23 protein-coding genes, 1 tRNA gene and 1 pseudogene are annotated in these 25,683 nt (G+C 66.0%); 18 read left to right on the forward strand and 7 right to left on the reverse strand.

The annotated features are described in order from the left end of the window. Positions 1–19 precede the first annotated feature (19 nt). Entirely contained in the window at positions 20–1,402 is a 1,383-nt protein-coding gene (locus ACFWO8_RS02155) for a cystathionine beta-synthase (RefSeq protein WP_378940659.1), read from the reverse strand. A 244-nt stretch (positions 1,403–1,646) separates the two neighbouring features. Between ACFWO8_RS02155 and ACFWO8_RS02160 the strand changes: the two genes are divergently transcribed. Then, positions 1,647–2,516 (forward strand): SGNH/GDSL hydrolase family protein, encoded by an 870-nt coding sequence (locus tag ACFWO8_RS02160; protein WP_378940660.1) that lies wholly within the window; start codon positions 1,647–1,649, stop codon positions 2,514–2,516. Positions 2,517–2,578: 62 nt separating this feature from the next. Next, on the forward strand, positions 2,579–3,799 hold the full coding sequence (locus tag ACFWO8_RS02165; protein WP_378940661.1) for an acetyl-CoA C-acetyltransferase: 1,221 nt from the start codon (positions 2,579–2,581) through the stop codon (positions 3,797–3,799). Positions 3,800–3,859: 60 nt separating this feature from the next. On the opposite strand, the gene ACFWO8_RS02170 is transcribed toward ACFWO8_RS02165, so the two are convergent. Continuing rightward, positions 3,860–4,717, reverse strand: a complete 858-nt coding sequence (locus tag ACFWO8_RS02170) for a Bax inhibitor-1/YccA family protein (RefSeq protein ID WP_378919449.1) — start codon at positions 4,715–4,717, stop codon at positions 3,860–3,862. Between the two features lie 150 nt (positions 4,718–4,867). After that, on the reverse strand, positions 4,868–6,016 hold the full coding sequence (locus ACFWO8_RS02175; RefSeq protein WP_378940662.1) for a class I SAM-dependent methyltransferase: 1,149 nt from the start codon (positions 6,014–6,016) through the stop codon (positions 4,868–4,870). Positions 6,017–6,420: 404 nt separating this feature from the next. On the opposite strand from ACFWO8_RS02175, the gene ACFWO8_RS02180 reads away from it, so the two are divergent. The 9 genes from ACFWO8_RS02180 to ACFWO8_RS02220 all read left to right on the forward strand — a co-directional run bounded on the left by ACFWO8_RS02180 (position 6,421) and on the right by ACFWO8_RS02220 (position 12,125). Next, entirely contained in the window at positions 6,421–7,002 is a 582-nt protein-coding gene (locus tag ACFWO8_RS02180; RefSeq protein ID WP_378940663.1) for a hypothetical protein, read from the forward strand. Between the two features lie 24 nt (positions 7,003–7,026). Beyond that, positions 7,027–7,596 (forward strand): hypothetical protein, encoded by a 570-nt coding sequence (locus tag ACFWO8_RS02185; RefSeq protein WP_378940664.1) that lies wholly within the window; start codon positions 7,027–7,029, stop codon positions 7,594–7,596. A gap of 65 nt (positions 7,597–7,661) precedes the next feature. Next, positions 7,662–8,267 (forward strand): DUF305 domain-containing protein, encoded by a 606-nt coding sequence (locus ACFWO8_RS02190; RefSeq protein ID WP_378940665.1) that lies wholly within the window; start codon positions 7,662–7,664, stop codon positions 8,265–8,267. A gap of 158 nt (positions 8,268–8,425) precedes the next feature. Further along, on the forward strand, positions 8,426–8,965 hold the full coding sequence (locus tag ACFWO8_RS02195) for a hypothetical protein (protein ID WP_378940666.1): 540 nt from the start codon (positions 8,426–8,428) through the stop codon (positions 8,963–8,965). A gap of 89 nt (positions 8,966–9,054) precedes the next feature. After that, entirely contained in the window at positions 9,055–10,362 is a 1,308-nt protein-coding gene (locus ACFWO8_RS02200; protein WP_378940667.1) for a serine hydrolase domain-containing protein, read from the forward strand. A gap of 108 nt (positions 10,363–10,470) precedes the next feature. Continuing rightward, entirely contained in the window at positions 10,471–11,202 is a 732-nt protein-coding gene (locus ACFWO8_RS02205; protein WP_378940668.1) for a GntR family transcriptional regulator, read from the forward strand. A gap of 86 nt (positions 11,203–11,288) precedes the next feature. Beyond that, the gene (locus ACFWO8_RS02210) at positions 11,289–11,561 is read left to right on the forward strand and encodes a hypothetical protein (RefSeq protein ID WP_378940669.1); all 273 of its coding nucleotides are present in this window, start codon (positions 11,289–11,291) and stop codon (positions 11,559–11,561) included. Positions 11,562–11,721: 160 nt separating this feature from the next. After that, positions 11,722–11,877: a DUF6131 family protein gene (locus tag ACFWO8_RS02215; protein ID WP_378940670.1), complete on the forward strand. Its 156-nt coding sequence runs from the start codon at positions 11,722–11,724 to the stop codon at positions 11,875–11,877. Positions 11,878–11,912: 35 nt separating this feature from the next. Continuing rightward, a complete protein-coding gene (locus tag ACFWO8_RS02220; protein WP_378940671.1) occupies positions 11,913–12,125 on the forward strand; it encodes a hypothetical protein in 213 nt (70 codons plus the stop codon). A gap of 36 nt (positions 12,126–12,161) precedes the next feature. Here the strand turns inward: ACFWO8_RS02220 and ACFWO8_RS02225 are convergent, their stop codons facing one another. Together ACFWO8_RS02225 and ACFWO8_RS02230 are read right to left on the reverse strand one after the other, a co-directional pair. Next, positions 12,162–12,992, reverse strand: coding sequence for an MHYT domain-containing protein (locus ACFWO8_RS02225; RefSeq protein ID WP_378940672.1), 831 nt, complete (start codon positions 12,990–12,992; stop codon positions 12,162–12,164). Positions 12,993–13,139: 147 nt separating this feature from the next. Next, positions 13,140–13,586 (reverse strand): SRPBCC family protein, encoded by a 447-nt coding sequence (locus tag ACFWO8_RS02230; protein WP_378940673.1) that lies wholly within the window; start codon positions 13,584–13,586, stop codon positions 13,140–13,142. Positions 13,587–13,749: 163 nt separating this feature from the next. Between ACFWO8_RS02230 and ACFWO8_RS02235 the strand changes: the two genes are divergently transcribed. The 4 genes from ACFWO8_RS02235 (at position 13,750) to ACFWO8_RS02250 (ending at position 21,188) form a co-directional block, all read left to right on the forward strand. Beyond that, a complete protein-coding gene (locus ACFWO8_RS02235) occupies positions 13,750–15,237 on the forward strand; it encodes a peptide MFS transporter (RefSeq protein ID WP_378940674.1) in 1,488 nt (495 codons plus the stop codon). 53 nt (positions 15,238–15,290) lie between these two features. Further along, positions 15,291–16,802, forward strand: a complete 1,512-nt coding sequence (locus ACFWO8_RS02240) for an APC family permease (RefSeq protein WP_378940675.1) — start codon at positions 15,291–15,293, stop codon at positions 16,800–16,802. Positions 16,803–16,918: 116 nt separating this feature from the next. After that, a tRNA-Leu gene (locus ACFWO8_RS02245) sits at positions 16,919–16,992 on the forward strand. Between the two features lie 959 nt (positions 16,993–17,951). Beyond that, positions 17,952–21,188 carry a WD40 repeat domain-containing serine/threonine protein kinase gene (locus ACFWO8_RS02250; RefSeq protein WP_378940676.1) on the forward strand — a complete coding sequence of 1,079 codons (3,237 nt, stop codon included), beginning with the start codon at positions 17,952–17,954 and terminating at the stop codon, positions 21,186–21,188. A 19-nt stretch (positions 21,189–21,207) separates the two neighbouring features. On the opposite strand, the gene ACFWO8_RS02255 is transcribed toward ACFWO8_RS02250, so the two are convergent. After that, positions 21,208–22,179 (reverse strand): hypothetical protein, encoded by a 972-nt coding sequence (locus ACFWO8_RS02255; RefSeq protein ID WP_378940677.1) that lies wholly within the window; start codon positions 22,177–22,179, stop codon positions 21,208–21,210. Between the two features lie 239 nt (positions 22,180–22,418). Here ACFWO8_RS02255 and ACFWO8_RS02260 point away from each other — a divergent pair, with 239 nt between their 5' ends. Genes ACFWO8_RS02260 through ACFWO8_RS02270 form a run of 3 tightly spaced genes read left to right on the forward strand, consistent with a single transcriptional unit; the run spans position 22,419 to position 25,180 of the window. Then, positions 22,419–22,826, forward strand: a complete 408-nt coding sequence (locus tag ACFWO8_RS02260) for a hypothetical protein (RefSeq protein WP_378940678.1) — start codon at positions 22,419–22,421, stop codon at positions 22,824–22,826. A gap of 40 nt (positions 22,827–22,866) precedes the next feature. Continuing rightward, positions 22,867–23,616 (forward strand): hypothetical protein, encoded by a 750-nt coding sequence (locus ACFWO8_RS02265; protein WP_378940679.1) that lies wholly within the window; start codon positions 22,867–22,869, stop codon positions 23,614–23,616. Positions 23,617–23,668: 52 nt separating this feature from the next. Next, a complete protein-coding gene (locus ACFWO8_RS02270) occupies positions 23,669–25,180 on the forward strand; it encodes a protein kinase (protein ID WP_378940680.1) in 1,512 nt (503 codons plus the stop codon). A 74-nt stretch (positions 25,181–25,254) separates the two neighbouring features. Here the strand turns inward: ACFWO8_RS02270 and ACFWO8_RS02275 are convergent. Continuing rightward, a pseudogene (locus ACFWO8_RS02275) lies at positions 25,255–25,463 on the reverse strand (transposase); the annotation flags it as partial. Between the last annotated feature and the right edge of the window lie 220 nt (positions 25,464–25,683).

Raw genomic sequence — 25,683 nt, forward strand, 5'->3', positions numbered from 1 at the left:
GGCAACAGCTACTTCAGTGTCAGATAGAACCCGTGCTGAGGAAGCCGAGTAGGTCGTGGCGGGTGATGACGCCGACGGGCTTGCCGTCTTCGACGACCATCAGGGCGTCGGAATCCGACAGGGCCTTGGTGGCGGTGGAGATGGGTTCGCCGGAGCCGATCAGCGGGAAAGACGGGCTCATGTGCTGGGCGACGGAGTCGGTGAGGTTGGCGCGGCCTTCGAAGACGGCCGAGAGCAGGTCGCGTTCGGTGACGCTGCCCGCGACCTCACCGGCCATGACCGGGGGCTCGGCGCCGACGACGGGCATCTGGGAGACGCCGTATTCGCGCAGGATCTCGATGGCGTCGCGCAGGGTTTCCGACGGGTGGGTGTGCACCAGGTCGGGCAGGCCGCCGGACTTGCCGCGCAGCACGTCACCGACCAGCGGTTCGGGGCCCGCCTCGAGGGGAGTCTGGAGGAAGCCGTAGGAGCTCATCCACTTGTCGTTGAAGATCTTCGACAGGTAGCCGCGGCCACCGTCGGGCAGCAGCACCACCACCACGGCGTCGGGATCGCGGCGGGCGACCTCGATCGCGGCGACCACGGCCATGCCGCAGGAACCACCGACCAGCAGGCCTTCCTCGCGAGCCAGGCGCCGGGTCATCTCGAAGGAATCCGCGTCGGAGACCGCGATGATCTCGTCGGGGATCGACGCGTCGTAGGCGGTCGGCCAGAAGTCCTCGCCGACACCCTCGACCAGATACGGGCGACCGGTGCCGCCGGAGTAGACCGAACCCTCCGGGTCGGCGCCGATGATCTTGACCGTGCCGCCGGAAACTTCCTTGAGGTAGCGGCCGGTGCCGGAGATGGTGCCGCCGGTGCCGACGCCCGCGACGAAGTGGGTGACCTTGCCCTCGGTGTCGGCCCAGATCTCGGGACCGGTGGTCTCGTAGTGGCTGTCGGGGCCGCCCGGGTTCGAGTACTGGTTGGGCTTCCAGGCGCCCTCGATCTCGCGGACCAGGCGATCGGAGACGTTGTAGTAGCTGTCGGGGTGCTCCGGCGGCACGGCGGTCGGGCAGACCACGACCTCGGCGCCGTAGGCACGCAACACGTTGCGCTTGTCCTCGCTGACCTTGTCCGGGCACACGAACACGCACTTGTACCCGCGCTGCTGGGCGACCAGCGCCAGGCCGACACCGGTATTACCCGAGGTGGGCTCGACGATCGTGCCGCCCGGCTTCAGCAGTCCGTCCTGCTCGGCGGCGTCGATCATCTTGACCGCGATCCGGTCCTTGGAGCTGCCGCCCGGGTTCAGGTATTCGACCTTCGCGGCCACCAGGCCGGCGTTGGGGCCGACCACCGAGTTCAGCCGAACAAGGGGGGTGTTGCCGATGAGGTCAACCACATGATCCGCGATGCGCATACTGGCCCGCCTCTCCGAGTATTTTGCCGGTCGTAGGTGCCGCCGGACATTGTGTTCGGGCCCGCGTCTATCGGTGGGCAAGTCCTGGGCGTCCCCGGCGAGTTACCCATGTACCTACGAAATCGATTCTTCCGGCACGAGAGTAGCCGAGCACTTGCGCTCGCGACCGGGCGGAGGCGCCCCGCACCGGAGTGTGTGGTCGGTATCTCTGCCCGGGCCGGTCCGCGACGTAGAATTTTCGAATGTGAGCGCACCTCGAATCAGCTGGCGTACCGCTGCCGTCACCGGGGCGACGACCGTGCTCGCCGGGTCCGGCGCAGGCACCGTCTCCTGGGCGACCTATCGATTGCTGATGACGCAGGCGGGTGCGGCGCGCGCGGTGATCGGCCGCGACACCTCCAAGCCGCCCGAGGCCGACGGCGTGTACGCGCCGGGCGCCACCCTTCCCGAACCGTGGCGCAAGAGCACGCCCTTCGACCTGCACCTGATGGTCTTCGGCGACTCCACCGCGGCCGGGCTCGGCTGTCTCGGTGCGAGCGATGTGCCGGGCGTGCGGTTGGCTCGCGGGCTGGCCGAGGCCACCGGCATGCGCATCCGGTTGAGCACCAAGGCCATCTCCGGCGCTACGTCGAAGGGCCTGGCCGGACAGGTCGACGCGATGTTCGTCGCGGGCCCGCCACCGGACGCGGCAGTGATCCTGGTCGGCGCCAACGACATCACCAAGAAGCACTCCATCCGGGCCTCGGCACGCAGGCTCGCGGCGGCGGTGTCACGGCTGCGGGAAGCCGATGCGCTGGTGGTGGTCGGCACCTGCCCGAACCTGGGCACCGTCACCGCGATCCAGCAACCGCTGCGCACGATCGTCGCGAACTGGAGTGTGCGGCTGGCCAAGGCCCAGACGGTCGCCACCACGATCGCGGGCGGCATCGCGGTGCCGATGGGTTCACCCCTGGTCGCCTCCGAGTTCCGGGCCGCACCCGAAATCCTGTTCGCCACCGACGGATTCCACCCTTCCGCGGCAGGCTACGAATTGGCCGCTGCGCAGCTGCTTCCCGTGCTGATCGCGCAGGTGCGCGACCGACCTGCCCTTCCCGTCGCGCAACTGGAGACGTAGATTCGAGAGTTGACCGGCAGGTAAACAGCCGTTCACGTCGAACAACGCGAAAAGGAGTCCTCATGCCCGAGGCCGTCATCGTCAGCACCGCCCGTTCCCCGATCGGCCGTGCCGTCAAGGGGTCATTGGCGGGAATGCGCCCGGACGACCTGACCACGCAGATGGTTCGTGCCGCGCTGGCCAAGGTGCCTTCGCTGGATCCGACGCAGATCGACGACATCATCCTGGGCACCGGCTCCCCCGCCGGCGAGGGTGGCTTCGGTATGGGCCGCATGATCGCCATCGAGCTCGGCCTCGATGTCGTCCCCGGCACCACCGTGCAGCGCTACTGTGCGTCGTCGGTGCAGACCACCCGGATGGCCTTCCACGCGATCAAGGCAGGCGAGGGTGACGTCTTCATCTCCGCCGGCGTGGAGACTGTCTCGCGCTATGCCCGTGGCTCGGCCGACAGCTCGCCCGACACCAGGAACACCATTTTCGACGACGCCGTTGCCCGTACTGCCAAGGCCGCCGAAGGTGGCGCCGGTGTGTGGCACGACCCGCGCCAGGACGGCCTGCTTCCCGATGCCTACATCGCGATGGGCCAGACCGCCGAGAACGTCGCGTCGCTGACCGGCATCTCGCGCGAGGACCAGGACCGCTGGGGCGTGCGCTCGCAGAACCGCGCCGAAGAGGCCATCAAGGCCGGCTTCTTCGAGCGGGAGATCACCCCGGTGACCCTGCCCGACGGCACGATCGTGAGCAAGGACGACGGCCCGCGCGCCGGTGTCACCTACGAGGCGGTCAGCGGGCTCAAGCCGGTGTTCCGTCCCGACGGCACCATCACCGCCGGTAACTGCTGCGCGCTCAACGACGGCGCCGCGGCGCTGGTGATCATGAGCGACACCAAGGCCAAGGAGCTGGGCCTGACCCCGCTGGCCCGCATCGTCTCCACCGGCGTCTCGGGCCTGTCGCCCGAGATCATGGGCCTCGGCCCGGTCGAGGCCGTCAAGCGCGCGCTGGCGCTGGCGGGCAAGTCGGTCTCCGACATCGACCTGTTCGAGATCAACGAGGCCTTCGCCGTGCAGGTGCTCGGCTCGGCGCGTGAGCTGAAGATCGACGAGGACAAGCTCAACGTCTCCGGCGGCGCGATCGCGCTCGGCCACCCGTTCGGCATGACCGGTGCCCGCATCACCACCACCCTGCTGAACAACCTGCAGACCTACGACAAGCAGTTCGGCGTGGAGACCATGTGCGTCGGCGGCGGCCAGGGCATGGCCCTGGTCATCGAGCGCCTCAGCTGAGATAGATAGACCGAAAAAAGCGGCCCACCTCGATGAGGTGGGCCGCTTTTGTGTCTTCTATCAGTCGCGCTGGAAGTAGCTCAGCAGGCGGAGGATCTCGATGTAGAGCCAGACCAGGGTGATGGTGAGGCCGAGGGCGACGCCCCAGGCTGCCTTTTCGGGGGCCTGGGCGCGGATCAGCTGGTCGGCGGCGTCGAAGTCGAGCAGGAAGCTGAACGCGGCGATGGCGATGCAGACCAGGCTGAACACGATCGCCAGCGGGCCGCCGTCGCGCAGGCCGAAGCCGCCGTCGGTGAAGAAGCTCGCGATCAGGTTGCCGACCATCAGCACCAGCACGCCGACCATCGCACCGATCAGCATGCGGGTGAAGCGAGGGGTCACGCGGATGGCGCCGGTCTTGTAGACGACCAGCATGCCGAAGAACACGCCGAACGTGCCGAGCACCGCCTGGCCGATCAGGGCGCTACCACCCACGCCGCCGAAGGTGACGTCGGTGAACATCAGCGACAGCGCGCCGAGGAACAGGCCCTCGAAGGCCGCGTAGGCCAGCACGATGGCCGGGTTGTCCATCTTGCGACCGAAGGTCGCGATCAGGACGAGCACCAGGCCGATGATGCCGCCACCGATAACGAACAGCGGCGCCAGCGACGGGTTCGCGCTGGACAGCGCGAAGGAGACGATCGCCGAGACGGTGAGCACCGCGAGGGTGATGCCGGTCTTGGTGACCACGTCGTCGATGGTCATCGCGCGGGTGGCGGGGGCCTGCTGGAATTGCTGGCCGTACTGCTGCCCGTATTCGCCGTACTGCTGGTTGCCGACCTGTCCTGCGCCTGCTACGCCCGAACCGAAGTTCGCGTAACCGCCGACACCTTCCTGGCGGGGAAGGTTCTTGAACACCGGATTCGATGAGGTACGCACCGTGCGCCTTTCTTGGAGATACGAGTCGCTGCAGAAGCTCCAACTGCCCTGTTCAACGCGCCACGATCGGACAAAGTTCCCAGCGATCCGGTCCGTGACCACACCGCTCGCCCGTTCGGACAAATCGGACTCTACCGCTTTCGGGTCGCCCTATCGTTGTACGTCGCGCAGACCACGAACGGACCGCGTGACCGTGAACTTCTGGTTCCGGCCGATCACATCGGTGCGGCCGACCATCCGCTCCACCACGCCGCGATAGTTCAAGTGCGAGTTGTACACCGTCCACAACTCACCGCCGGGCCGCAGCACCCGCCCGGTCTCGACGAACATCTTGATCGCCGAGCCGGTGTGCACGGCCGCGCCGACATGGAACGGTGGATTGCACAGCACCAGGTCGGCGCTGTTGTCGGCCGCCGAGGACATGGCGTCGTCGCGCACCACCGTCACCCGGTCCGCGACACCGTTGGCTTCGGCGGTTGCCCTGGCCGAGGCGACGGCGGCGGCGGACTGGTCAGTGCCGACCACCCGGATGTGCGGACGGGATTTCGCCAGCGCGACCGCGAGAATGCCGGTGCCGCAACCGAGATCGACGGCATCGCGCGCGTCGGGCTTCATCCGGTCCATGTGCTCGAGCAGGAAGCGGGTGCCGATATCGAGGCGCGATCCCGAGAACGCCGCACCGAACGCGACGACATCGCCGTCGATCTCGATGACATGCTCGCGCACGGGAAACCGGGATTCGCCCACCGGCAGCGGCTCGCCGACCACGAGCACGCGCGACTTCTGCCGACCCCGGCCCGCGCGGACCTGCGCGAAGGATTCGGCGAGCACCTCGTTCATGGCCGGGGTGAGGTATTTGTCGCGACCGCCCGCGAACACCACCACGTCGTCGGCGGCGTAGCGGGCGATGGCCTCGGCGATCTCGGCGACGCCCGAGAGCATCCGCGGCAACCGCATCAGGACCACGCGCGCGCCGGTGAGCAGGTCGGCGTCGAGGGCGTGGGCGGTGTAGCGGTCGGTGAGCCCGAGGGTCTTGGCATTGGCTGCCAGCGCCGATTCGCCGGTGATCAGGTCCTGGTGCACGCGAATGCCTGCGAGTCCGTGCTGGGCGGCGACCCCGAGGGTGAGCGCGCCGTAGGCGTCGCCGATCACCGCAACCTCGCCGCTACCCGCGGCCGCGAGGACGTCCGCGGCCGTGTCGAGGATCAGCCGGTCGGCGGCGTCGACGGCATAGAGGTTCGGCGCCTCCACATCCGGGTACCGGCGTAGTCGCTCGAATACGTCCTCAACACTGTCCACCCGGCAAGTGTGCTGGATCGTTGCCCCACTGTCACATCCGGGCCCGGTATCGGCTGTCGGGGTGGCCCACAAGGGGGCGTCGTAGGATGTATTTCGCTGAGCGATAACGGGTTCCATCGATTTGCGATGCCCTTGCAGACCGCCGGCGAATTCGCCGATCTCACGAATTCCATTGCTCCCCAATGCGTCGGCCACGATCGCCTGCCAACCCGCGCCGCAGGCCGATCACCGCAGGTGGCGCTAACTACCGAACTGGTACGCGTTCACCGGAAATCCCGGCTGCGACCTGCGTGCATCGGCCGGAACAGCTCCCATTTGGAAGTCACCAGCAAACTTTCCGTAGCCCGAACACACCCCGCGCTCCTTCGCCCACCTCGCCGAGGTCCCTGCGTACCATCAGCCCCATGCGCAACGCCCTCGTGTTCGTGCTGATCGCCGCGGCCGCGGTGTCGGTATCCGGTTGCGGTACCGATGACGCACCGGCCACGGCGCCACCGACGACAACGAGCACCACCAGCACCTTCGCCGATGCCACCGGTGAGGTACCCACCGACGCGGGCCCGAAGTCCGGCGCGGCCTCCGCGGGCGCGGCGCTCACCGTCAGCGATATCCGGATCGGCCAACAGCCCGGCTTCGACCGCGTGGTCTTCGCTCTCGGTGGCACCGGGACTCCCGGCTGGCAGGTGGCCTACACCGATCGCGCGGTGCAGGACGGCAGCGGCAAGACCGTCGACGTGGCCGGCCGCGCGATTCTCGAGGTGCGCATCCTCGGCTCCGCGTATCCGTTCGACTCGACCGTCCCCCTGTTCGCCGGGCCAGATCCGGTGACCGACCCGAGCACACCGACCATCACCGGGGTCTACAAGAAGCTGGTCTATGAGGGCGTCACCCAGTCGTTTGTCGGCATCGACGCCGATCAGCCGCCCTTCGCGGTCACCGCCCTTGCCGATCCCCCGCGCCTGGTCGTCGACATCGCCACTCGGTAACTCTTACCCCTACCCGGTATCACGATGACGATCGCTAGACTGGTCGCCGTGATGGACCAGCATCCGCCCGCGCGCGCACCCGGCATTGCCAGGGCGCTCGCCGTGCTGATGCTGCTGGCCGGAATCGTCGCCATGCACTCCGCGGTCTTCGGCACCGCCCACGCGACCGACAGTGCCCACGGCCCCGCGCCGGCAGCATCGAACGTCACCATCGCACCGTCCGACCACGAGGATCCGCGGCTATCCGCGGCTCCGACCGACGAGCATGCCGCGGTCCTCGCGCCCGACCACTCCACGCCGAGCACGGTTGTCCTCGCCGAAGCAGCCCCATTCGACTCGACACGCTCCATCGCGGCTCCGTCCGACCCGCACACGGGGTGCGGCGCGGCAGGCTGTGATGAGCACACCGCCGTCCACGCCTGCGTTTTCGTTCTGGCCGCACTCGCCATCGCTCTGACCCTGGTCCTGCTCTACCGCCTCGGCGACACCGTCGAGGCCGCACGCCGCACGCCTCGAATCTGGCGCGGTAGGCGGATGCGCCCTCCACCATGGACCGTCCTCACCCTTTCCCAACTGGCGATTCTGCGGATCTGACAGGCGCGGCACTTCTCGTGCCTCGCCAGTTTCGACACCTCACCCGAATCCCCAGGAGGATCACCATGTCCATCAGTCGTACCCACGTCCTCGTCGCCGCCGCCGCCACCGTCTTGTTCGCGGCCGGTTGCAGCGACGACAGCACCACAACCACGCACACCACCGAGCACTCCACCACCACCACCACGACCAGCGCTGCCGCCAGCACCGACTTCAACGATGCCGACGTCAGCTTCCTGCAGATGATGTACCCGCACCACGCGCAGGCCGTCGAGATGGCGAAGATGGTGCCGAGCCACACCCAGAATCAGCAGCTCATCGCGCTGGCCGCCCAGGTGGAGAAGGCGCAGGCGCCGGAAATGCAGCAGATCACCGACCTGCTGGCCGGTTTCGGCAAGCCGGCTCCGAGTGCGACCGAAGGGCACGGCGGGCACGACATGCCCGGCATGATGACCGACGCGCAGATGAGCAGCCTGCAAGCCGCCAACGGCGCCGATTTCGACCGGCAGTGGCTGGAGATGATGATCGCCCACCACGAGGGTGCCGTCGCGATGGCGCAGACCGAGCTGAGCGGCGGCGTGAATCCGCCATCGCGGCAGCTCGCGACGAAGATCATGGCCGACCAAGAGGCTGAGATCACCACCATGCGCGGCATGCTCGGCCAGAACTGATCAGAGGCGGCGCCGGGCACGACACCCCCGGCGCCGCGTCTGAAGTTCGTTATCGAAAATCACCACCGCGACCTGACGTCACCCGGAAGTTGCCAGTACGGTCGATATGTTCGGCTCCGGCCCAACCGGTGCCTGCAATCTCGAGGCAGGAGAGAGAAATGCGCGTACTGGAACGGCTGGGGCTCGGGACCGCGCTCGCGGCCACCGCGACCGGAGTGATCTTCATCGGCGCCTGCTCCAAGCAGGTACCGGGTACCGCCGAGGTCAACCAGGGCGAGCTCGCCTCGTATACCTCCGAGGTGGCAGCGTCATCGGCGGCGGCGGAGGCGTCGCGGGCGGCGAAGATCGAGGCGGCCAACGACACCGCGTGCGATGGCCTGCGTTCGGCCAACAAGACCTCGGTCACCTCGTTCAACGCCTACATCGCGGCGTCCAACGAGCAGGCCCCCGATGCCGATGCCAAGGCCACGGATGCGGTCACCACCCTGCGCAACAGCGCCAAGGACCTGGACCGCAGGATCACCGCCGATGTGATCCCCGATCTGTCGGTGCCGCTGCGCGACTACATCGAGAAGACCAACTCCCTCGCCGACACCCTCGAACGCAGGGCGCCCACCGACGAACTCAACGGTGTGATCGACATTTTCAACACGTCCAAGGACGAGGCGATCGGCGTGTGCACCCCCTACGGCAGCTGATTCCCCGCGTAACAAGAACGTGATCGTTCACGATTCCCCTCCGGACACACCACCTGGAGGGTTACGTGCAGGGCTATCTGAAACACGTTGTGGCAGCAACGATTACCGCACTGACCCTGATTTCGGGGGCATGGCTCCCGAGCCCGGCGAAGGCCGACCCGGTCACCGCGAAGCAGTGTGAGGTCACCACCGGTCGCACACCACAGTCCGCGACACCGGCCGAAGCCGCGCTCGACCCCGCCGTGCTGGCCACCGCCATGGCGCGGGCCAGCGACGTCACCCGGTTCAATATCCAGCTGTACCGCAACAACTGCCTGATCGCGACCGGCCCGCGCAACGCCGAATCCGGCGGGGTGGCGTGGAATCTGTGGAGCGGGACCAAGAGTGTCGTCGCGCTCGTCGCCGGGGCGGCCGTCGACGAGGGGCTGCTGCGGATCGACGAGCCGATCGGCAATTATCTGCCGCCGGGTCTCGGCGACGCCGCGCACCGGGAGATCACCGTGCGCAATCTGCTCACCGAGTCCTCCGGCATGGAGGTCGCCGTCGCCGCCGAGGGCGCGACGGGGCTGGCCCAACTCGATCCCAATGTCGTCGCCCAAGCACTCGCGATGCCGATCGAACGCCCGCAGGGCACGATGTTCCGCTACAGCCAGCGCGCGGTCGACCTGCTGGTCTATGTGGTCCAGCAGTCGGTCGGCGAGGACTTCCAGGCCTTCGCCCAGCGAAAGTTGTTCGACCCATTGGGCATTGCTCGCGGCGACTATTACTGGGCCCGCGACCGCGCCGGAAACACCTACGGCCACGCGCATTTGATCCTGCCGCCGGACGATTTCGCGAAACTCGGCCTGCTCGTGGGTAATCGGGGCCGTTGGAACTCCCAGCAGGTGATCTCCGAGGACTACATGCGCGCGGCGGTATCGCCCTCTCCGAGCATGCCCTGCTACGGCTTCCTGTTCGTGATCAACGGCGCACCGTGCCGCCTCGAGTTCCCCGGACTGCCCGACGACGCGGTGAAGATGTCGGGCATGCTGCGCAACGACAGCTTCATCGTGCCCAGCCTCGGCATGGTGCTGAATTGGACCGGCGTCGCGACGGTGGGCAGTTCGACCACCTACACCCACGACGTGATGCGCACGCTCGTCTCCGCGTTCCGCGACCAGCAGATCCCCGATCCTGGCCCCTATCGGGAGCGTCCCGATGTGAGCGTAACCGACCCGATGATCGCCCGCCCCGACCCCTTCTTCGGCACCCTCGGCGTCGGCCCGTACGCCTACCCCGGCTGCAACTTCCTCGACTGCCTCGGCGAGACCCCGAAGGCCCCGTTCGCGGATTCGCCACCCGGATGCGTCATCCTGGGATGCATCGGCACCGACCCACGCACACCGGGCATCCGCTGAGCCGGGCATAGATCTCTGGGTTCCCGGGCGCCGGTCGCGTATTCTCGAAACCACCGGATAGGACCAGTAGGGACCGGTCGGCCTACCAGGACAAAGGAGCCACTGGCGATGCCCGCACCGCTGCGCGACAGCGCAGTGCCCAAACACGAACAGCTGCGCGCGATTCTGCTGCAGAAGTGCACGCGCGAGCTACAGCCGGGCGACCTGCTGACCAGCGAGCGCAATCTGATGCAGGACTACGGTGTCAGCCGGATCACCGTGCGCGAGGCAGTCGGTCAACTGGTCAACGAAGGGTATTTGGTCCGGGTCCGCGGCAAGGGCACCTTCGTCGCGCACCGGCCCGTGCAATCGCGACTGCACCTGGCCTCGTTCACCGAGGAGATGCGCGCACTCGGCCACCATCCGACCACCCTGGTGCTCGTCGCCGAGGAAGCGATCGCGCCCGAGGCCACCGCCCGCGCACTGCGCCTGCCCCAGGGTGCGCTCGCCTACCACGCGCGCCGATTGCGGCTGGCCGACGAAGATCCGGTCAGCGTCGACGACGCCTGGTTCAACCCCGAACTGGTCCCCGGCCTGATCTCGCACGACCTCACCGGTTCGATCTACCGGACCACCGCCGATCGCTACGGCAGGCCGATCGAACGCGCCGTGCAGACGGTCGACGCCCAGGCGGCCGAGGCCGGTGTCGCGGCCCTGCTCGGCGTCAAGAAGGGCGCTCCCGTCCTGCATTTCGACCGGGTGTCGTTCAGCGCGGAGGTGCCGATCGAGCACACCCAGAGCTGGTACCGCGCCGACCGCTATCGGGTGCAGATGGAAGTGGGTCAGCGGCCGCAGTCGTAGCCGGACCACACCGATCCAGTGTGAAATCAGCGTATTTCAGTTACCGTCTGAGGGCTATCACAGCGAAGCGCTCGGAGGTAACACCCATGTCCATCCGTCATTCCACTGCCGCCAGGGCGGGCCTGCTGGCCGTGCTCGCCGCGGGAACCCTGCTCGGTGCCGGCGGCACCGCCAACGCGGTCGGCGGCGCCGATTGGGATCTACTCCCCTCCGGTTCGGTCGAGCTCGGCCCGCCCACCGGCAGTTCGATGGGCTCGGTCGACGTCGGCAGCGGCACCGGCTCGTTCGATGCCGACCTCGGCTCCAGTGCCCCGCCGCCATCGACGGGCTCGGCCGTGCTGCCGATCTTCGCACGCTGATTCACCCCCGAACTGCCGTGGCCGACAGGTTCGGCCACGGCGGCTCAGGCGGCCCGCCTCTTGCGGCACAGCCTGTTTCGGATCGGGAAAACCGGGCATGCGGCCTATGTGGGTGCCCACCGGTATTCCACAATCCCGACACCGAACAAGGTGATCTCTGATGATTATTCTCGGCGCAGTTCTTCTCATAGCCGGACTCGTTTTCGGCATCCCCCTCCTCAGCACGGTGGGAGTCATCCTCCTGGTGGTCGGCGTCGTACTGCTATTGGTCGGTAGCACAGGGCGTGCTATCGGTGGCCGTCGGCACTACTACTGATCATGCGCAGACTCCGTCGAAATAGAGGACCAGTCATGTCAGGCAGTAGATCTCGCATTCTTTCGATCGTCGTGCTGGTGTGGTTGCTGATCGGCATCCTGGCCGCGGGACAACGCGGCTATTACACCGAACGCGACCAGAACTGCGCGACTCTCGGCACCATCGCGGTGACGATCATCGCGGGCCCACTGAACTATGTGGGCGCCAATCCGAAGGTCGATGACTGCGCGCTACCCCAGCCGAGCTGACCGATGCCGCCGTGGCCGAATATCCGGCCACGGCGGTCAATCCGGCTGACGCGGCCAGTGCTTCCCGCTGGCGGACAGCGTGGCCGGATCGGTGCTGTGCATCCCGCCCGCGCTCGTTCGCACCGGCGCGGATTCCGCTCGATTCTCGCCGACTTCCAATTCGGCCAACCCGACCACGATCACCAATCCGGTGACCACCAAGGACACCGTCGCGATCAACGGCAGCAGCAATTGCACTGGCGTGACACCGTCCACCACGGTCGTCGATTCACCATGGTGCACGCGCATTGCCGCCATCGCGGTGTAGTGCATGCCGCATACCGCGGTTCCCATTACCAGCGCGGCGCCCGTCGTCATCAGCAGGCCGCGCACGTGCAGCATGAACCACAGTGCCGCCGTGGCCGCGACCACCGCGATCACCAGCGACAACGCCATCAGCACGGGCTCGTATTCGATAACAGCCGTGGTTCGCATCGCCCACATCCCCAGATAGTGCATGGCGGCCACACCGAGCCCGGTGGTCGCGCCGCCCATCGGCAGCGTCACCCACTCGTTGCCGCCGCCGGTGACGATGGTGAGCCCGATCAGCACCACCACGACCGCGATGACCGCGCTGAGCAACGTCAACGGCACGTTGTAGCGGATGGGCGCCCCGTCGATGCTGAAGCCGAGCATCGCCGTGAAGTGCATAACCCAGATCGCCGCTCCACCCAGTGCGACGGCCGCGGCGATGAGCCAACCGAGCGGTGCGGGCGACGCTTTGGCATGCACCGCGCACCGTAGCCCCAATACCGAACCGATGAACGACAGGCCGAAGGCCAGCACCGGATTCATCCAGCCATTGTTGAAGTGCTCGATATGAAGCACGCGCGTTCCCCTGATCTACGCATTTATATTGGCTAGAGACTAAACCAAATACGCAGACAGAACATCGGGTCAGTGAATTCGGCAGAACTCTGTCAGCGCGAAATCCTCACAATGGAGAAATACGGACCGGTCGGAATTCGTGCCGAATCATTCATTCTGCGAACGCGCATGGATCAAATCGGCCAGCCGATCCAGGGATTCCTGATTGCGTGCCGCGAAGAGCAGGTCCTGGGCCACCCCGGGGATCAACTGCGCGGGTCCACGGGCAGCGCGTTCGATCATCCGGATCGTGGTGCGCCCCGGCGCTTCCTCTACGAGGGTGAGCGTGATCCACGCCGACCCGACCGACCAGAGCCGCGCCTCCAACTCGAGCCGGTGCGGCGGATCGATCGCGCGCACCTGGGTCGTATCGCTGATCAGCACCGGCCACAGCCCGAATCGGTAGTGGATGCGGCTGCCGACCGCGGGCCAATCGGGGTCGACCTTGCCGATGTGGGAGGCTCCGACCACCCAGCTCGCGTAGAGCCAGCCGTCGGCCAGGGTCGCGAACGCCCTTTCCGGCCGCACCGGCACGATCACCTGGGCTGTCAGCACGTCTGATTTCCTCATCCGTCGCGGGAGTCCGGTCACCACAGCTTAATTCGTGTCGGCGCCTGCCGCCGGACGTGTTCGCGGCGGCCCGGCGGGCGCGGCACGCCGAACCCGCGATGATGCGGGAAAATTGCTGTCCGCCGTTTCGGCGTGGGATCGTTCCCTTATGTCCACGGAAGAAACACGGCTCGGCAACCCGCCGAACCCTGCCGACACGGCGGCCGAACGCACCCTGTTCGGTCACCCCATCGGTTTGACCAATCTGTTCGGCGTCGAGCTGTGGGAGCGTTTCTCCTTCTACGGCATGCTCACCATCCTGGGCTACTACCTCTACTACTCCACCACCGAGGGTGGCCTCGGTATCGCCCAGAGCACCGCGCTCGGCATCGTCGGCGCGTACGGCGGCCTGGTTTACCTGTCCACCGTGCTCGGCGGCTGGATTGCCGACCGGGTGCTGGGAATGGAGCGAACCGTCTTCTACGGCGGTGTCGTGGTGGTGGCCGGGCATCTCGCGTTGGCGGTGTTGCCCGGGCTGACCGGTGTCGGCGTCGGCCTGGTGCTCGTCGCGCTCGGCAGTGGCGGGTTGAAGGCGAACGCGTCGTCGTTGCTCGGCACCCTCTACGCGCCGACGGACGCGCGGGTCGACGGCGGGTTCACGCTGTTCTATCTCGGCATCAATATCGGCGCGTTCTGCGGCCCGCTGCTGACCGGCCTGTTGCAGCGCGAGTGGGGATTCCACGTCGCCTTCGGTGCCGCGGCGATCGGCATGGCGCTCGGACTGGCCCAGTATGTGACCTTCCGGCGCAATCTCGGCACCCACGGGCGCGAGGTGCCCAATCCCATCACCCGTCGCGAGCTGACCCCGGTGCTGATCGGTGTCGCCGTCGCGGCGGTCGCGGTGCTGGTGGCCGTGCTGACCGAGCTGATCACCCTCGAGAATCTGTCCGACGTCACCACCGGCGTCATCGTGGTCGCCTCGGTCGTGTATTTCGCGGTGATGCTGCGCAGCGCCAAGGTGACGCAGGTCGAGCGGACGAGGGTGGTCGCGTTCATCCCGCTGTTCATCGCCAACGCGGTGTTCTGGTCGCTGTTCCAGCAGATGTTCACCATGCTCGCGGTGTATTCCGACGAGCGTGTCGACTGGCGGATCTTCGGCTGGGAGGCGCCGGCGAGCTGGATCGGTTCGGTCGAACCGGTGTGGATCATCGCGCTGTCGCCGCTGTTCGCGCTGCTGTGGACCAAGCTCGGCAATCGCGCGCCGAGCACACCGATCAAGTTCGCGCTCGGTGTGATCGGCATGGGCATCGCGTTCTGGTTGTTCGCGCTGCTCAGCGGTTTCGACGGCAAGACCGTGCCGGTGCTCGCGGTGTTCGCGATCCTGGGCGGCTTCGCGATCTCGGAGCTGCTGCTCTCACCGATCGGTCTGGCGGTGACCACGCATCTCGCGCCCGCCGCGTTCCGCTCGCAGATGATGGCGCTGTACTTCTTCTCCGTCGGTATCGGCACCTCGATGGCGGGCACGCTCGCCCGCTTCTACAGCCCCGAGAGCGAGACCGCCTACTTCGGGTTCAGCGGTGCCGCGGCCATCGTGGCAGGTCTCGTCGTCGTCGCGTGTGCGCCCTGGATCAAGCGCCGGATGCAAGGCGTGCACTGACCGGATTTCCGGGTAATCCACGATTACGTTTTCGTAGCAGAAGGAGAAATACCGTGCCGACACCGCAGGACCCTCCAGGCCTGGGCCGATCGCCCGGCCGCGGGAGCGGGTTGTTCCGCACCAAATCCGTCGAGCAGTCGATTCTCGATACCGACGATCCCGATTCCAAACTCCGCAAAGATCTGACTGCCTGGGATCTCACGATCTTCGGTGTCGCCGTTGTCGTCGGCGCGGGCATCTTCACCCTCACCGCGCGCACCGCGGGCAATGTGGCCGGGCCCTCGGTCTCGCTGGCATTCGTTTTCGCGGCGATCGCCTGTGGTCTCACCGCGGTCTGTTACGCGGAATTCGCTTCGACCGTGCCCGTTGCCGGTAGTGCCTATACCTATTCCTATGCCACCTTCGGTGAATTGGTGGCGTGGATCATCGGCTGGGACCTGATCCTGGAATTCGCGCTCGCCGCGTCGGTGGTCGCGAAAGGCTGGTCCCAATACCTCGGCACAGTATTCGGATTCGATTCGGCCACTGTGGAATTGGGGTCCGTCACCTTCGACTGGGGCGCGGTGTTACTGCTCGCGGTGCTCGGTGTGCTGCTCGCCGTCGGCACCAAGGTGTCCTCGCGGGTGTCGGCGGTCGCGGTGGCGATCAAGCTCGCCGTCATCGCGCTGGTGCTCGTGCTCGGCATCACCTACTTCAAGGCGTCCAACCTGAGCCCCTACATCCCGCCGTCGCAGCCTGCCGAGGAAAGCGCCAGCGGACTGCACCAGACCCTGTTCCAATTCATCACCGGCGCGGGTGATACCAACTTCGGCTGGTACGGCCTGCTCGCCGCGGCCAGCATCGTATTCTTCGCGTTCATCGGTTTCGACGTCGTCGCAACCGCCGCCGAGGAGACCAAGAACCCGCAGAAGGCGGTGCCGCGCGGCATCCTCGGTTCGCTGCTGATCGTCACCGTGCTCTACGTGGCGGTGACGCTGGTGCTCACCGGCATGGTGCCCTACACCGAACTGGCCGGCGAGAATGCCACGCTGGCAACGGCATTCCAGATCCACGGCGTCGACTGGGCCAAGAACGTCATCTCCATCGGCGCCCTGGCCGGCCTCACCACCGTGGTGATGGTGCTGTTCCTCGGGCAGACCCGCGTGCTGTTCGCGATGTCGCGCGACGGACTGCTGCCCCGCGGGCTGGCCCACACCGGCAAGCGCGGCACGCCGGTGCGGCTCACCGTCATCGTCGGCGTGATCTGCTGTGTGCTGGCCGGTTTCGTCGACTTCGGCACGCTGGAGGAAATGGTGAACATCGGCACGCTGTTCGCCTTCGTCCTGGTTTCGGTCGGCGTCATCATCCTGCGCCGCACCCGCCCCGACCTGCCCCGCGGCTTCCGCGTCCCCCTGGTCCCCCTCGTCCCCATCCTGGCCGTCGCGGCCTGCCTGTGGCTGATGGTGAACCTCTCGGTGGAAACCTGGCTGCGCTTCGTGATCTGGATGGCCATCGGCTTCGCCGTCTACTTCGCCTATGGCCGCCGCCACTCCGTCCTGGGCAAAAAGGCCGCGATCACAGACTGACCAGCACCTTCGATGACATGATCGGTCCCGGCGTGGTCCGTTCCGACACGCCGGGCCGACCTTGTCGACCAACAGGATTCCGGTACACCCGTACGATTCGCTACGCTATCCGGGACGCCCCTATAGCCCAATTGGCAGAGGCAGCGGACTTAAAATCCGCACAGTCAGGGTTCGAGTCCCTGTGGGGGCACTTAACTACCAGGTCAAGCCCGGTTCCCTGGCCTGAGATCTCGCAAAATGCGGGCCGTCATCAAAAATACGCAAAGAATTCCGGGCCAACTTCCTGTCGCCGGTCGCGGATTCTATCGTCCGGTCTGCCGTCGACCGGTTGACCGCACTTTGATCAGGACGATGACCTGCGACCAGCGATGACGTGCAGTCGACCGCCGAAACCTGCCAGGGGTTCGTTGGCCCGGACATGATGTTCTGCCTCTGGATGGTCCCAACCCAGCGCGGGAAGCGGACACAATCTCGCGGTAGATGTGGCCGGATTCGTCCAGTGCCCTGCACTGCCCCGACACAGTCATGCGCATGAGCTACCAATACTCCAGCCTGGCCACCGCAGAGAGTCAGCTCCGATGCAGGACAGGCGGCCACACACTTGTAGCCGCAGGCGCTCCGATGGGAAGTTCCCAAGGCCGACGCGCCCTGGCGATCGCCAATGGACGTCGCGCGGCGGTCCCCCCTGACGATCTACGCCATCGAATTCCTTAGGAAGATGGAGGGTTCGGCGATTCACTGATTTCATGCGTGAGCCGCACGACTTGCCTCTCTGAGATTGTCGATGCTGCATGGGACAGCTACACGCCGACAAGGCCTACGACATTGCCGAGCTGCGCGGCTGGGTCGCCGACCGCGGCATCGGAGTCCGTATCGCCCGCAAGGGTGTCGAACGCAGTGACCGACTCGGGCGCCACCAGCCTTCCGCTTTCGAGTTCCTCGAACGGACACTGTCAACCCGGATCGGCGATGATTCGACCCGGTATGCGCTGAACGGTACCGAAAGTCGCACACCGGAACGGCCCGTGAAGCGCTCGCCGCTTCCTGGTCGCTGTGCAGGCTCGAGGACTACCCCTGGCGAAGTGCCCCGATTGCGACGAGCATTGACGGAGTCCTCGTGACGAGTTCGGTATTGAAAGGCTGAGATAGTTGAAAAGCGGAGCCGCGAGCACCGACGGGGTTTTCATCCTATATACGAGCGGACACGACCCGGACGGCGCCGAGGCCGAGCAGATCGTGCATTCGGCCGTTCGCGACACGGGCATGTGTTTCGCCGGTGCCGAGATAACCAGATGTCACGGATCGGGAGACCTCGGTGAAGCTTACGGACGGTTCCTCATCGAAACGTATGAGCAGAACAAGAGTCTGCCGCACGGTGCGGTCGATCGCGCGCTGATCCGCGATGTCACCGTGAATGGCGTTCGACGAATCGTGGTGGTGGTGTTGAAGGATGAGTTCCATGCATGGGTGCGCGAACTCATTCCCAGACATCTGGCACATCTCGAACGCGCCGATCACTCTCTTGCCGTGCGGCCCGGATTCACCAGCCTGGACGACGAAACCGCGTTGTCGTTCGTCGCGGGGGCTTGGAACGGTGATGTACGGCGGCGCGACGATGCGGAGATCATGGTGAGCCTGTTCGCCGACACGGACCCCGGACGGATCCGGAAAAGGATTCCCGGCGGTGATTACACGAACTGGGTAACGCCGTGGGTGGAGCAGGCCCGCGAGCGCGGGGCAGACGCCGCACATTGGTTGGTATGCGCGGACGGCCGCGTCGGCGTAGTGCACCTCGGATACTTCGCGGCAGATGGTTCCACAATCACTCTGCCGTGGGATCTGTTGTCGCCGATCGAGCAGCAGAGGGTCAAGCGTATTCCGCAACCGGCGGGCGAACCCCGACCTCGCGACGTACCTCGGGTCGCCGACATCGGAGTTGGATCAGGCAACCAGATACGCCGGGGTGAGACCGAGAGCCCGCGACGCGAAGGTCCGCGCGCACCCGATGCCGGCAACGAGCGCGCCCAGGGCGGCGACCGGGGGGACGAGATCCGCCAGGCTGGCCGAAAGAACCCGCGCGGACGGGGAATCGAGTCGCGGCACTTCGGCGATGTGATCGGCGACCTGTACGGTGGTCGCGCGGTCTTCTCGGGGGGAATCGAGCCGTGGCACGTCGGCGATGTGATCGACGACCTGTACGACGTTCGCGCGGTCGTCTCGGGTGGGATGGGGGTCGTTTATCGGGTATGGCATCGAGGCTGGCGGGCGGAACTGGCGGTCAAGACACCGCGCTTGGAGCTTCTGGGTTCACCGGTCCACGTGCGCAGATTCGAGGAAGAAGCCGAAGCGTGGGTGGGATTGCGTGTACATCCGAACACGGTGACCTGCGTGTACGTGCGGCAATGGCGCGGGACGCCAAGGGTTTTCGCCGAGTGGGTCGACGGCGGCAGCCTCGCCGAAGCGATGGCCACGCGAACCCTTTACGTCGGTGCGGAACCTGAGGTGCTGGATCGTCTGCTGGATGTGGCGATCCAGTTCGCGTGGGGCGTGACGCACGCACACGAGAACGGATTGGTCCATCAGGACATCAAGCCGGCGAACGTGATGCTGACACGTCAGGGAACCGTGAAAGTCACCGATTTCGGATTGGCGAGAGCCTATGTCCGCGATGACAAGGTATCGCAGCCGAGCCTGCGTGTTGGCTACAGCGGGGGCATGACCATCGCGTACTGCTCACCCGAGCAAGCTCAGGCCGCTGTCGACCCGGCAGTGCGGCTGTCGGGAGCGACGGATGTGTGGTCCTGGGCGATAAGCGTGTGGGAGCTGTTCGTCGGCGAACCACCGTGCCGATATGGTCAGACTGCGGCAAGGACATTCGAAACATTCCTGGCTGACAATCGTACGGTCGCGGGAATTCCCGCGCTGCCGACAGGATTGGCGAACGTCTTGTCGAAATGTTTTGCGATAAACCCGGATACGCGTCCGACTATGCACGTTCTCGCCGACGAGTTGATCGAACTCTACGCAGAGTTGACGGGTGTGTGCTATCGGCGGCCGCGGCCGGAGCGGCGGTCGCTGACCGCCGACTGGTTGTCCAATCACGCACTGTCCCTACTCGACGTCGGCAGTCCTGAACGCGCGGAGAAACTCTGGCAACAGGCGAGAGCAGCGGATCCTGATCACCCGCACACCGCGTACAACTACGGGTTGCGCCGCTGGCGACAAGGTCGGATCACCGATGCCGAATTGATCGCCGAATTGGAGGCGGCTCGTCGTCGCGGCCCCGGGGACCCGGCTCGCGACCATTTCCTCGGGCTGGTCCATCTGGAGCGCGGCGACATTCGCGCTGCCCGTGGGCATCTCGAGCTCGCCGCCCGGGCGGCACCCAACGAGGGAGAGATTGCCGAAGCCCTCGCTCATGCGCGCGAGCAGGACGTCGAGGCCGAGCCAATCGTGTTCTCCGGGCACGATGGCCCGGTGGGTGCAGTTTCGATCAGCGCCGACGCCCGCGTCGTCGCGTCTGCAGGCGCCGACGGGACTGTCAGGATATGGGACATCGAGACCCGCCGGTGCCGTCATGTCTTCGCGGTGGGCGACGCGGTCGAGACGATGGCGCTGAGCAGGGATGGTTCTCGCGTCATCGCACGCGATGCCGCAGACACTGTGACGGTCTGGGATGCGGTCACCGGTCGCCGTCTCCATCGTCTCGGCGAGATTCCCGCAGCGTGTATAGCGATCGGCGCGCACGGTTCGATCGCGGTGTCCGGCGGATCGGGGCCCGTGCGGGTGTGGGATCTCGACTGCGGCCGAGTGCTGCGCACCCTGCGGGAAGGGCGCCGCCATCGCCCCGAAAGCGATGCCGCGCAATCGGTGGCGCTCACTGCCGACGATCGCTTGGTGGTGGGCTTCTATCCACACGAAGAGGTGACGCGGGTCTGGGAGGTCGGCTCGGGACGTCTCGTGCGGGCGCTCGACGGATTCACGGACGTTATCCTCGATGCGGATAGTGAACGGGCGGTATCACCAAGTGTCACAACAGGAACGCACACGCTTACGGTGTGGACCGTCCGCAACGGCAGGACGGTCGATACGGCGCGCATTCCGCCCGGACGACTCGCTGGACCTGTGGCACTCAACGGCGAACGACTGGTGATCGGCGGAGATGCGATAACCGGGCGGCGGGTGGAAATCTGGGGATTCGGCGGAAGTGGGCGCTGCCTGCGGACGCTGGTCGGCCATACCGGGCGTATCACCGCCGTCGCGTCGACCGCCGGAGGCCGGATCGTCGTGTCCGGCAGCCGAGATGGCACGCTCCGCGTGTGGCACCTCGCGCCGCCGGGGCCGTCCGCGCCCTGGCAGCTGGCCCAGGCGACGATCACTGCTTGAACGTCGTCAGGCCGCGCGCTCAGTCACGCCATTGGCCGATGTTGTGCCAGAGATAACTCACCCGCACGTTTGCGAACAGCGGTCCTGTCGGCTCGAGGATGTCGAATGTGCGCCGCATGAGCGGTAGTCCGCCCACTCGGTCGAGTTGACGTCCGATAGCACGTATTTCGGCGTGCTCTGCGAGCCATGGTTCTATGGGCGCTGCGGTGGACAGCATGGCATCGAGATGGTGCCGGTCCGCCCAGAGTTGCATCTGGGCCACAGTGAGATCGCGTCTACGCGCTCGGGCGGCAGCGGTGAGTTCTACGAGCCGCTCGCTGGCCTGCCTCGGCTCTGCCAGTTGAGTCGGCGTCAGCGGAGCCCACTCGGTCGGCGGCGATGCCGACGAGCCCTCCTGAGCTTCGGGGCTGGTGTACGTCTCTACGGTGTAGTTGCGGCTGTCGACCCGATTCACCGTCCCGCAGCCGGGGCAGCGGACGGCGGTGAAGTCTCGGTATCGGATGCCATCCCACCAGCCGGACCCGCAGGATCCGCACCGCAGCTCGGCGACGAAGTTGTCCATTGTGCCTTTCGCCGCGGTAATCAGCCCACCGGACGGATCGCCGATGCCGGGGATCCGGACAATGTCGGCATCACAGGTCGCCCGGGCAATGTCGCGCTGCCAGGGCAGCAGGTTCTCCAGGTACAGGCCATCGATGTCCCTGCCCCAGTTGCCCTCCGGCGTCTCCACGACGAAGTAGATCAACCTCGCGTCGACTCTCAGGTCGTCGGCCAGAAATCGCTTCGGCTGGTCGGCAGAGTCGGCTCGGAAGACGGCGAAGCGTGCGGTCGCGGTGGTCTTGATGTGACTTGGGGCCAGTCCAGCGTCCGCTGCTTTTCGTGCCACCCGTTCGGGGTCGGCGATGCCGGCGGCGGCGAACTGACGCGTCAGTAGATCGACAATAGTCCCGGCATGGTCGGATTCGTGGCCCTTGCGTTTGAAAAGTGCCATCCCCTGCACTCTCCTCCCTGGTGTCTTCCGTCGCACCGATCGTCGCGCGGGCGCGTCGGGTCGAACACTCGCGCACCGCCGCTCGAGACGCAACCTGAAAGTTGTCAGGTTGCCATCACACAGCCCCGGACGGATCATGGTCTACGCAGCACCGAGGAGTTCTGTCCGGAGAGTCAAGGGCACGAAGTCGATTTCGTGCGGCCGGGGAGGATGAGCTGCAGCCGAGGGAGGGAGAGATCATGCGATTTCGTTTCGATCGCAAACGGACTGGCGATGACGCGGCCGAAGGCACCCGAGCCGCCGGTGTGGCCAACGCCGTACTGGCGGACAAAGTCATTGCTGCAGCACAGCAGCTACCGCCCGTCAGCATCGAGGAGATCGAACCAGGCTTCCAGTTGGTAGCCGATGTATGGGGCGCCAAGGAGATAGTTGTGATCAGCCCCGGGGAGCTCCGACGTCGGATCTCGAAACTACTCGCGGACAACGGATCCGACGGTTTCACCGACTCGAGCGTCAAAACGCCCGCAGGCGGAGGCCCTCCCCATGTTCAGCTCGACTCGATGTCGGACTCCACATGGCGGCCGTACCGGATCTTCAAGAACGATAGCGACACGTTCGCAGTCTACGGTCACGCCACCATGTATTGAAGACCTGTTTCAGGTGGGATCGATGCGCCACACTGGTGTGGTGATCTCGAACGACAGCTGCTCGGTCCTCGTTCATGTTCCGGCGCCGCTGGAGGGTCCGCGGCAGCCGGCGTTGAACCTGTGGCCGGGCGAGGCGAGTTCATTCGGCCGCGGCTCGGATACGTTCCGCGTCGATATCCGCATCGACCGACCTGGTATCTCGCGTGTGGCCGGGCGCATCGAGGTGGTCGATTCCTATTGGCTGCTCACGAATTTGAGCTCTCGGACGACGGCGACTTATGTCGTTCACAACGATGAGGGGCGCGGCGAGCATTTCACGATCCGCCCAGGTGAACGGCTCCCGGTACCCTTCGCCTCCTCGCGCGTGGAATTGTTGTCGGCGGAAGGGGAGGTGGTGGATTTCAAGGTGTTCGCGATGCGACGACCGCTGGCCACCATCCCAGAAGTCACCGTGACCGGACGCACCGCCGATCCGATCCGGCCGCTCGACCCGACCACCAAGCATTTTCTCGTCCTGGTCGCCCTGTGTGAACCGCGATTGGTGTACGGCTCGGCCGCCATCCCCACGATCCCCGGACTGCTACGCACCCTGCGCAGGACCGCAACGGGACAAGACCTCGCGACGACGGCGGCGGTGAATTATCACATCGAGTACCTGGTCGAGCGTCTGGGGCTGAAAGGCTATGGGGAGCTGGAGGATCGGCGGGCCGCGCTGATCGGCCGGGCGCTATGGTTCGGCATCGTGCGAGAGGAACACTTGGCGCTGCTGACTCCGGTCGACACCCTGTAGGGCGTCAGGTTGAGTGCCGACGCCATCGCGTTCACGCTGTTCGACAAATGTAGTGAGCTCGATCGGCGCGGTATGTTGCCGCTATGGGAAGGGAGGGGCACTGACCATGTCCGCCAAGGTGACATTGACGGTGGTTACAGGTCCGTCGACGGGGGTGCACTTCGCCGTGGACGAGAAGGCTCACTGCGTTGCCGGGCGTGCCGTCGATAGCACGTTGCGGGTCGTCGACGATCCTGAGCATCCATTGGTGTCTCGACATCACTGCCTGTTCGACATCAACCCTCCCGATATCCGGGTACGAGACTTCGGCAGTCTCAACGGGACTCACGTCAATGGTGCGGAGATCGGGCGCCGCCTACCGGGCCAGACCCCGGAGGAAGGCGCCCGGCTGGAGTTTCGCGAACGCGATCTGGCCGACGGCGATGAGGTGCGGCTCGGGAAATGCGTCATCCGGGTCGGTGTCGTCGTCTCGCCGACATGCGGCCGTTGTGGCCGGGATGTCACCGTAGGCCTTGCGCTATGCGACCGATGCCGAGTCACCGAGCACAACGATGCTCCCGGCGCACCGCGCTGCCAGTTGTGCGGTCGATCGACCCCGGGACGCCGTGCGGGCAAACAGCTCTGCGACGACTGCCGCAGGGACCCGCAGGCGTTGTTGGGTGCGCTGCTGCAATCCGTCCCCCGGCCGGGCGTGGGTGTGCCCGTGATCCGTGGCTACGAGCCGGTTCGTGAACTCGGACGAGGTGGACAGGGCGTGGTGCACCTGGTGCGCCACACCGAGTCCGGGGAAGCGCGAGCCCTGAAGGTGCTGCCGGCGCAGGTCGGTGTCGATCCGAAGGCGGAGCAGGGTTTCCTCCGCGAAATGGACTGCATCCGTGGCTTACACCACCCGAATATCGTCGGCTTCAGGGAGGGCGGCGCGGAGGGCGCGACGTTCTATTTCGTGTGCGAATACTGCGACCGAGGCAGCGTCGATCAACTGGTCAAAACCAAGGGGCCGCTGGGTGTCGGCGAATCTGTCGCCCTCATCACGCAGGTGCTCGAGGGACTCGACTACGCACACAACGTTCCGGTCGATTGGGCCACCATCGATACCGAGCCAACCGCAATCGGATTGGTGCATCGTGACGTCAAACCGGCCAACATCCTCCTCGCGGGTCCGGGTACGGCTCCGATCGTGAAGCTAGCCGACTTCGGTCTGGCGAAAGCCTTCGAACGGGCAGGGCTGTCCGGTCACACCCTGACTGGCTCGACAGCGGGAACGGTCGGTTTCATGTCCCGTCCGCAGCTGATCAACTACAAGTTCGCCCGGCCCGAGGTCGACGTCTGGGCTACCGCCGCCTCACTCTATTTCATGCTCACCTGCCATACCCCTCGCGAGTTCCCGCCCACCGCCGATCCCATCGCGATCGTGCTGCACGACAACGCCATTCCCATTCTGCAACGCAATCCCCACATCCCAAGCAAGCTCTCGAGGGTCATCGACGAGGCCCTGATCGACGAGCCCGCCATCCAAATCACAAGCGCGAAGGAACTACGGCAGGCACTGATCGATGCTCTGTAGCGGCAAGGGAGCACTGTTCTAAGACTTTGTCTCATGTCGCTGATCGGACCTTGGCCAGCTTCTTTGAAAAAGGTGAGCGCGGCAGCCAGGGTCCAGAACCCGAGGAAGTGTTCGGCCTTGCGGTCGTAGCGCAGGTGAGCCGGTGGTAGCCGGTCAGCCAGGAGAAGGTCCGTTCCACGACCCACCGGTGGCGCCCGAGTCGGTCACTGCGTTCGACACCCTTGCGGGCGATACGGACTCCGGTGCCGCGGTCGGCGACCCAGCCGCGCAGCTCGGCAATGTCGGTGATTGTCCATGGTCGTCCGAGACCGAACGTGCATCACACCTTGGAATCGTCGCAGGTAGATCGGCTACCGTGATCCACCGGGGTCGAGTGTGACCACCGAAAACCCCCGAAACCAACACGCACAGTCAGGGTTCGTGAGGTTCACCTCGAGTAGTGGACACCGACTTGGCAGGATCATCGATAAATCGACTTATGTTTGCGCAACAGCGGGGGTTAG

It is taken from the genome of Nocardia sp. NPDC058480 (assembly GCF_042720495.1).
Taxonomy (GTDB): domain Bacteria; phylum Actinomycetota; class Actinomycetes; order Mycobacteriales; family Mycobacteriaceae; genus Nocardia.

Excerpts from the sequence above, each read along its gene's own strand:
- ACFWO8_RS02155 (WP_378940659.1), bottom strand. The coding sequence starts at position 1,402 with ATGCGCATCGCGGATCATGTGGTTGACCTCATCGGCAACACCCCCCTT.
- ACFWO8_RS02165 (WP_378940661.1), top strand. The coding sequence starts at position 2,579 with ATGCCCGAGGCCGTCATCGTCAGCACCGCCCGTTCCCCGATCGGCCGT.
- ACFWO8_RS02180 (WP_378940663.1), top strand. The coding sequence starts at position 6,421 with ATGCGCAACGCCCTCGTGTTCGTGCTGATCGCCGCGGCCGCGGTGTCG.
- ACFWO8_RS02185 (WP_378940664.1), top strand. The coding sequence starts at position 7,027 with ATGACGATCGCTAGACTGGTCGCCGTGATGGACCAGCATCCGCCCGCG.
- ACFWO8_RS02190 (WP_378940665.1), top strand. The coding sequence starts at position 7,662 with ATGTCCATCAGTCGTACCCACGTCCTCGTCGCCGCCGCCGCCACCGTC.
- ACFWO8_RS02195 (WP_378940666.1), top strand. The coding sequence starts at position 8,426 with ATGCGCGTACTGGAACGGCTGGGGCTCGGGACCGCGCTCGCGGCCACC.
- ACFWO8_RS02205 (WP_378940668.1), top strand. The coding sequence starts at position 10,471 with ATGCCCGCACCGCTGCGCGACAGCGCAGTGCCCAAACACGAACAGCTG.
- ACFWO8_RS02210 (WP_378940669.1), top strand. The coding sequence starts at position 11,289 with ATGTCCATCCGTCATTCCACTGCCGCCAGGGCGGGCCTGCTGGCCGTG.
- ACFWO8_RS02215 (WP_378940670.1), top strand. The coding sequence starts at position 11,722 with ATGATTATTCTCGGCGCAGTTCTTCTCATAGCCGGACTCGTTTTCGGC.
- ACFWO8_RS02220 (WP_378940671.1), top strand. The coding sequence starts at position 11,913 with ATGTCAGGCAGTAGATCTCGCATTCTTTCGATCGTCGTGCTGGTGTGG.
- ACFWO8_RS02235 (WP_378940674.1), top strand. The coding sequence starts at position 13,750 with ATGTCCACGGAAGAAACACGGCTCGGCAACCCGCCGAACCCTGCCGAC.
- ACFWO8_RS02255 (WP_378940677.1), bottom strand. The coding sequence starts at position 22,179 with ATGGCACTTTTCAAACGCAAGGGCCACGAATCCGACCATGCCGGGACT.
- ACFWO8_RS02260 (WP_378940678.1), top strand. The coding sequence starts at position 22,419 with ATGCGATTTCGTTTCGATCGCAAACGGACTGGCGATGACGCGGCCGAA.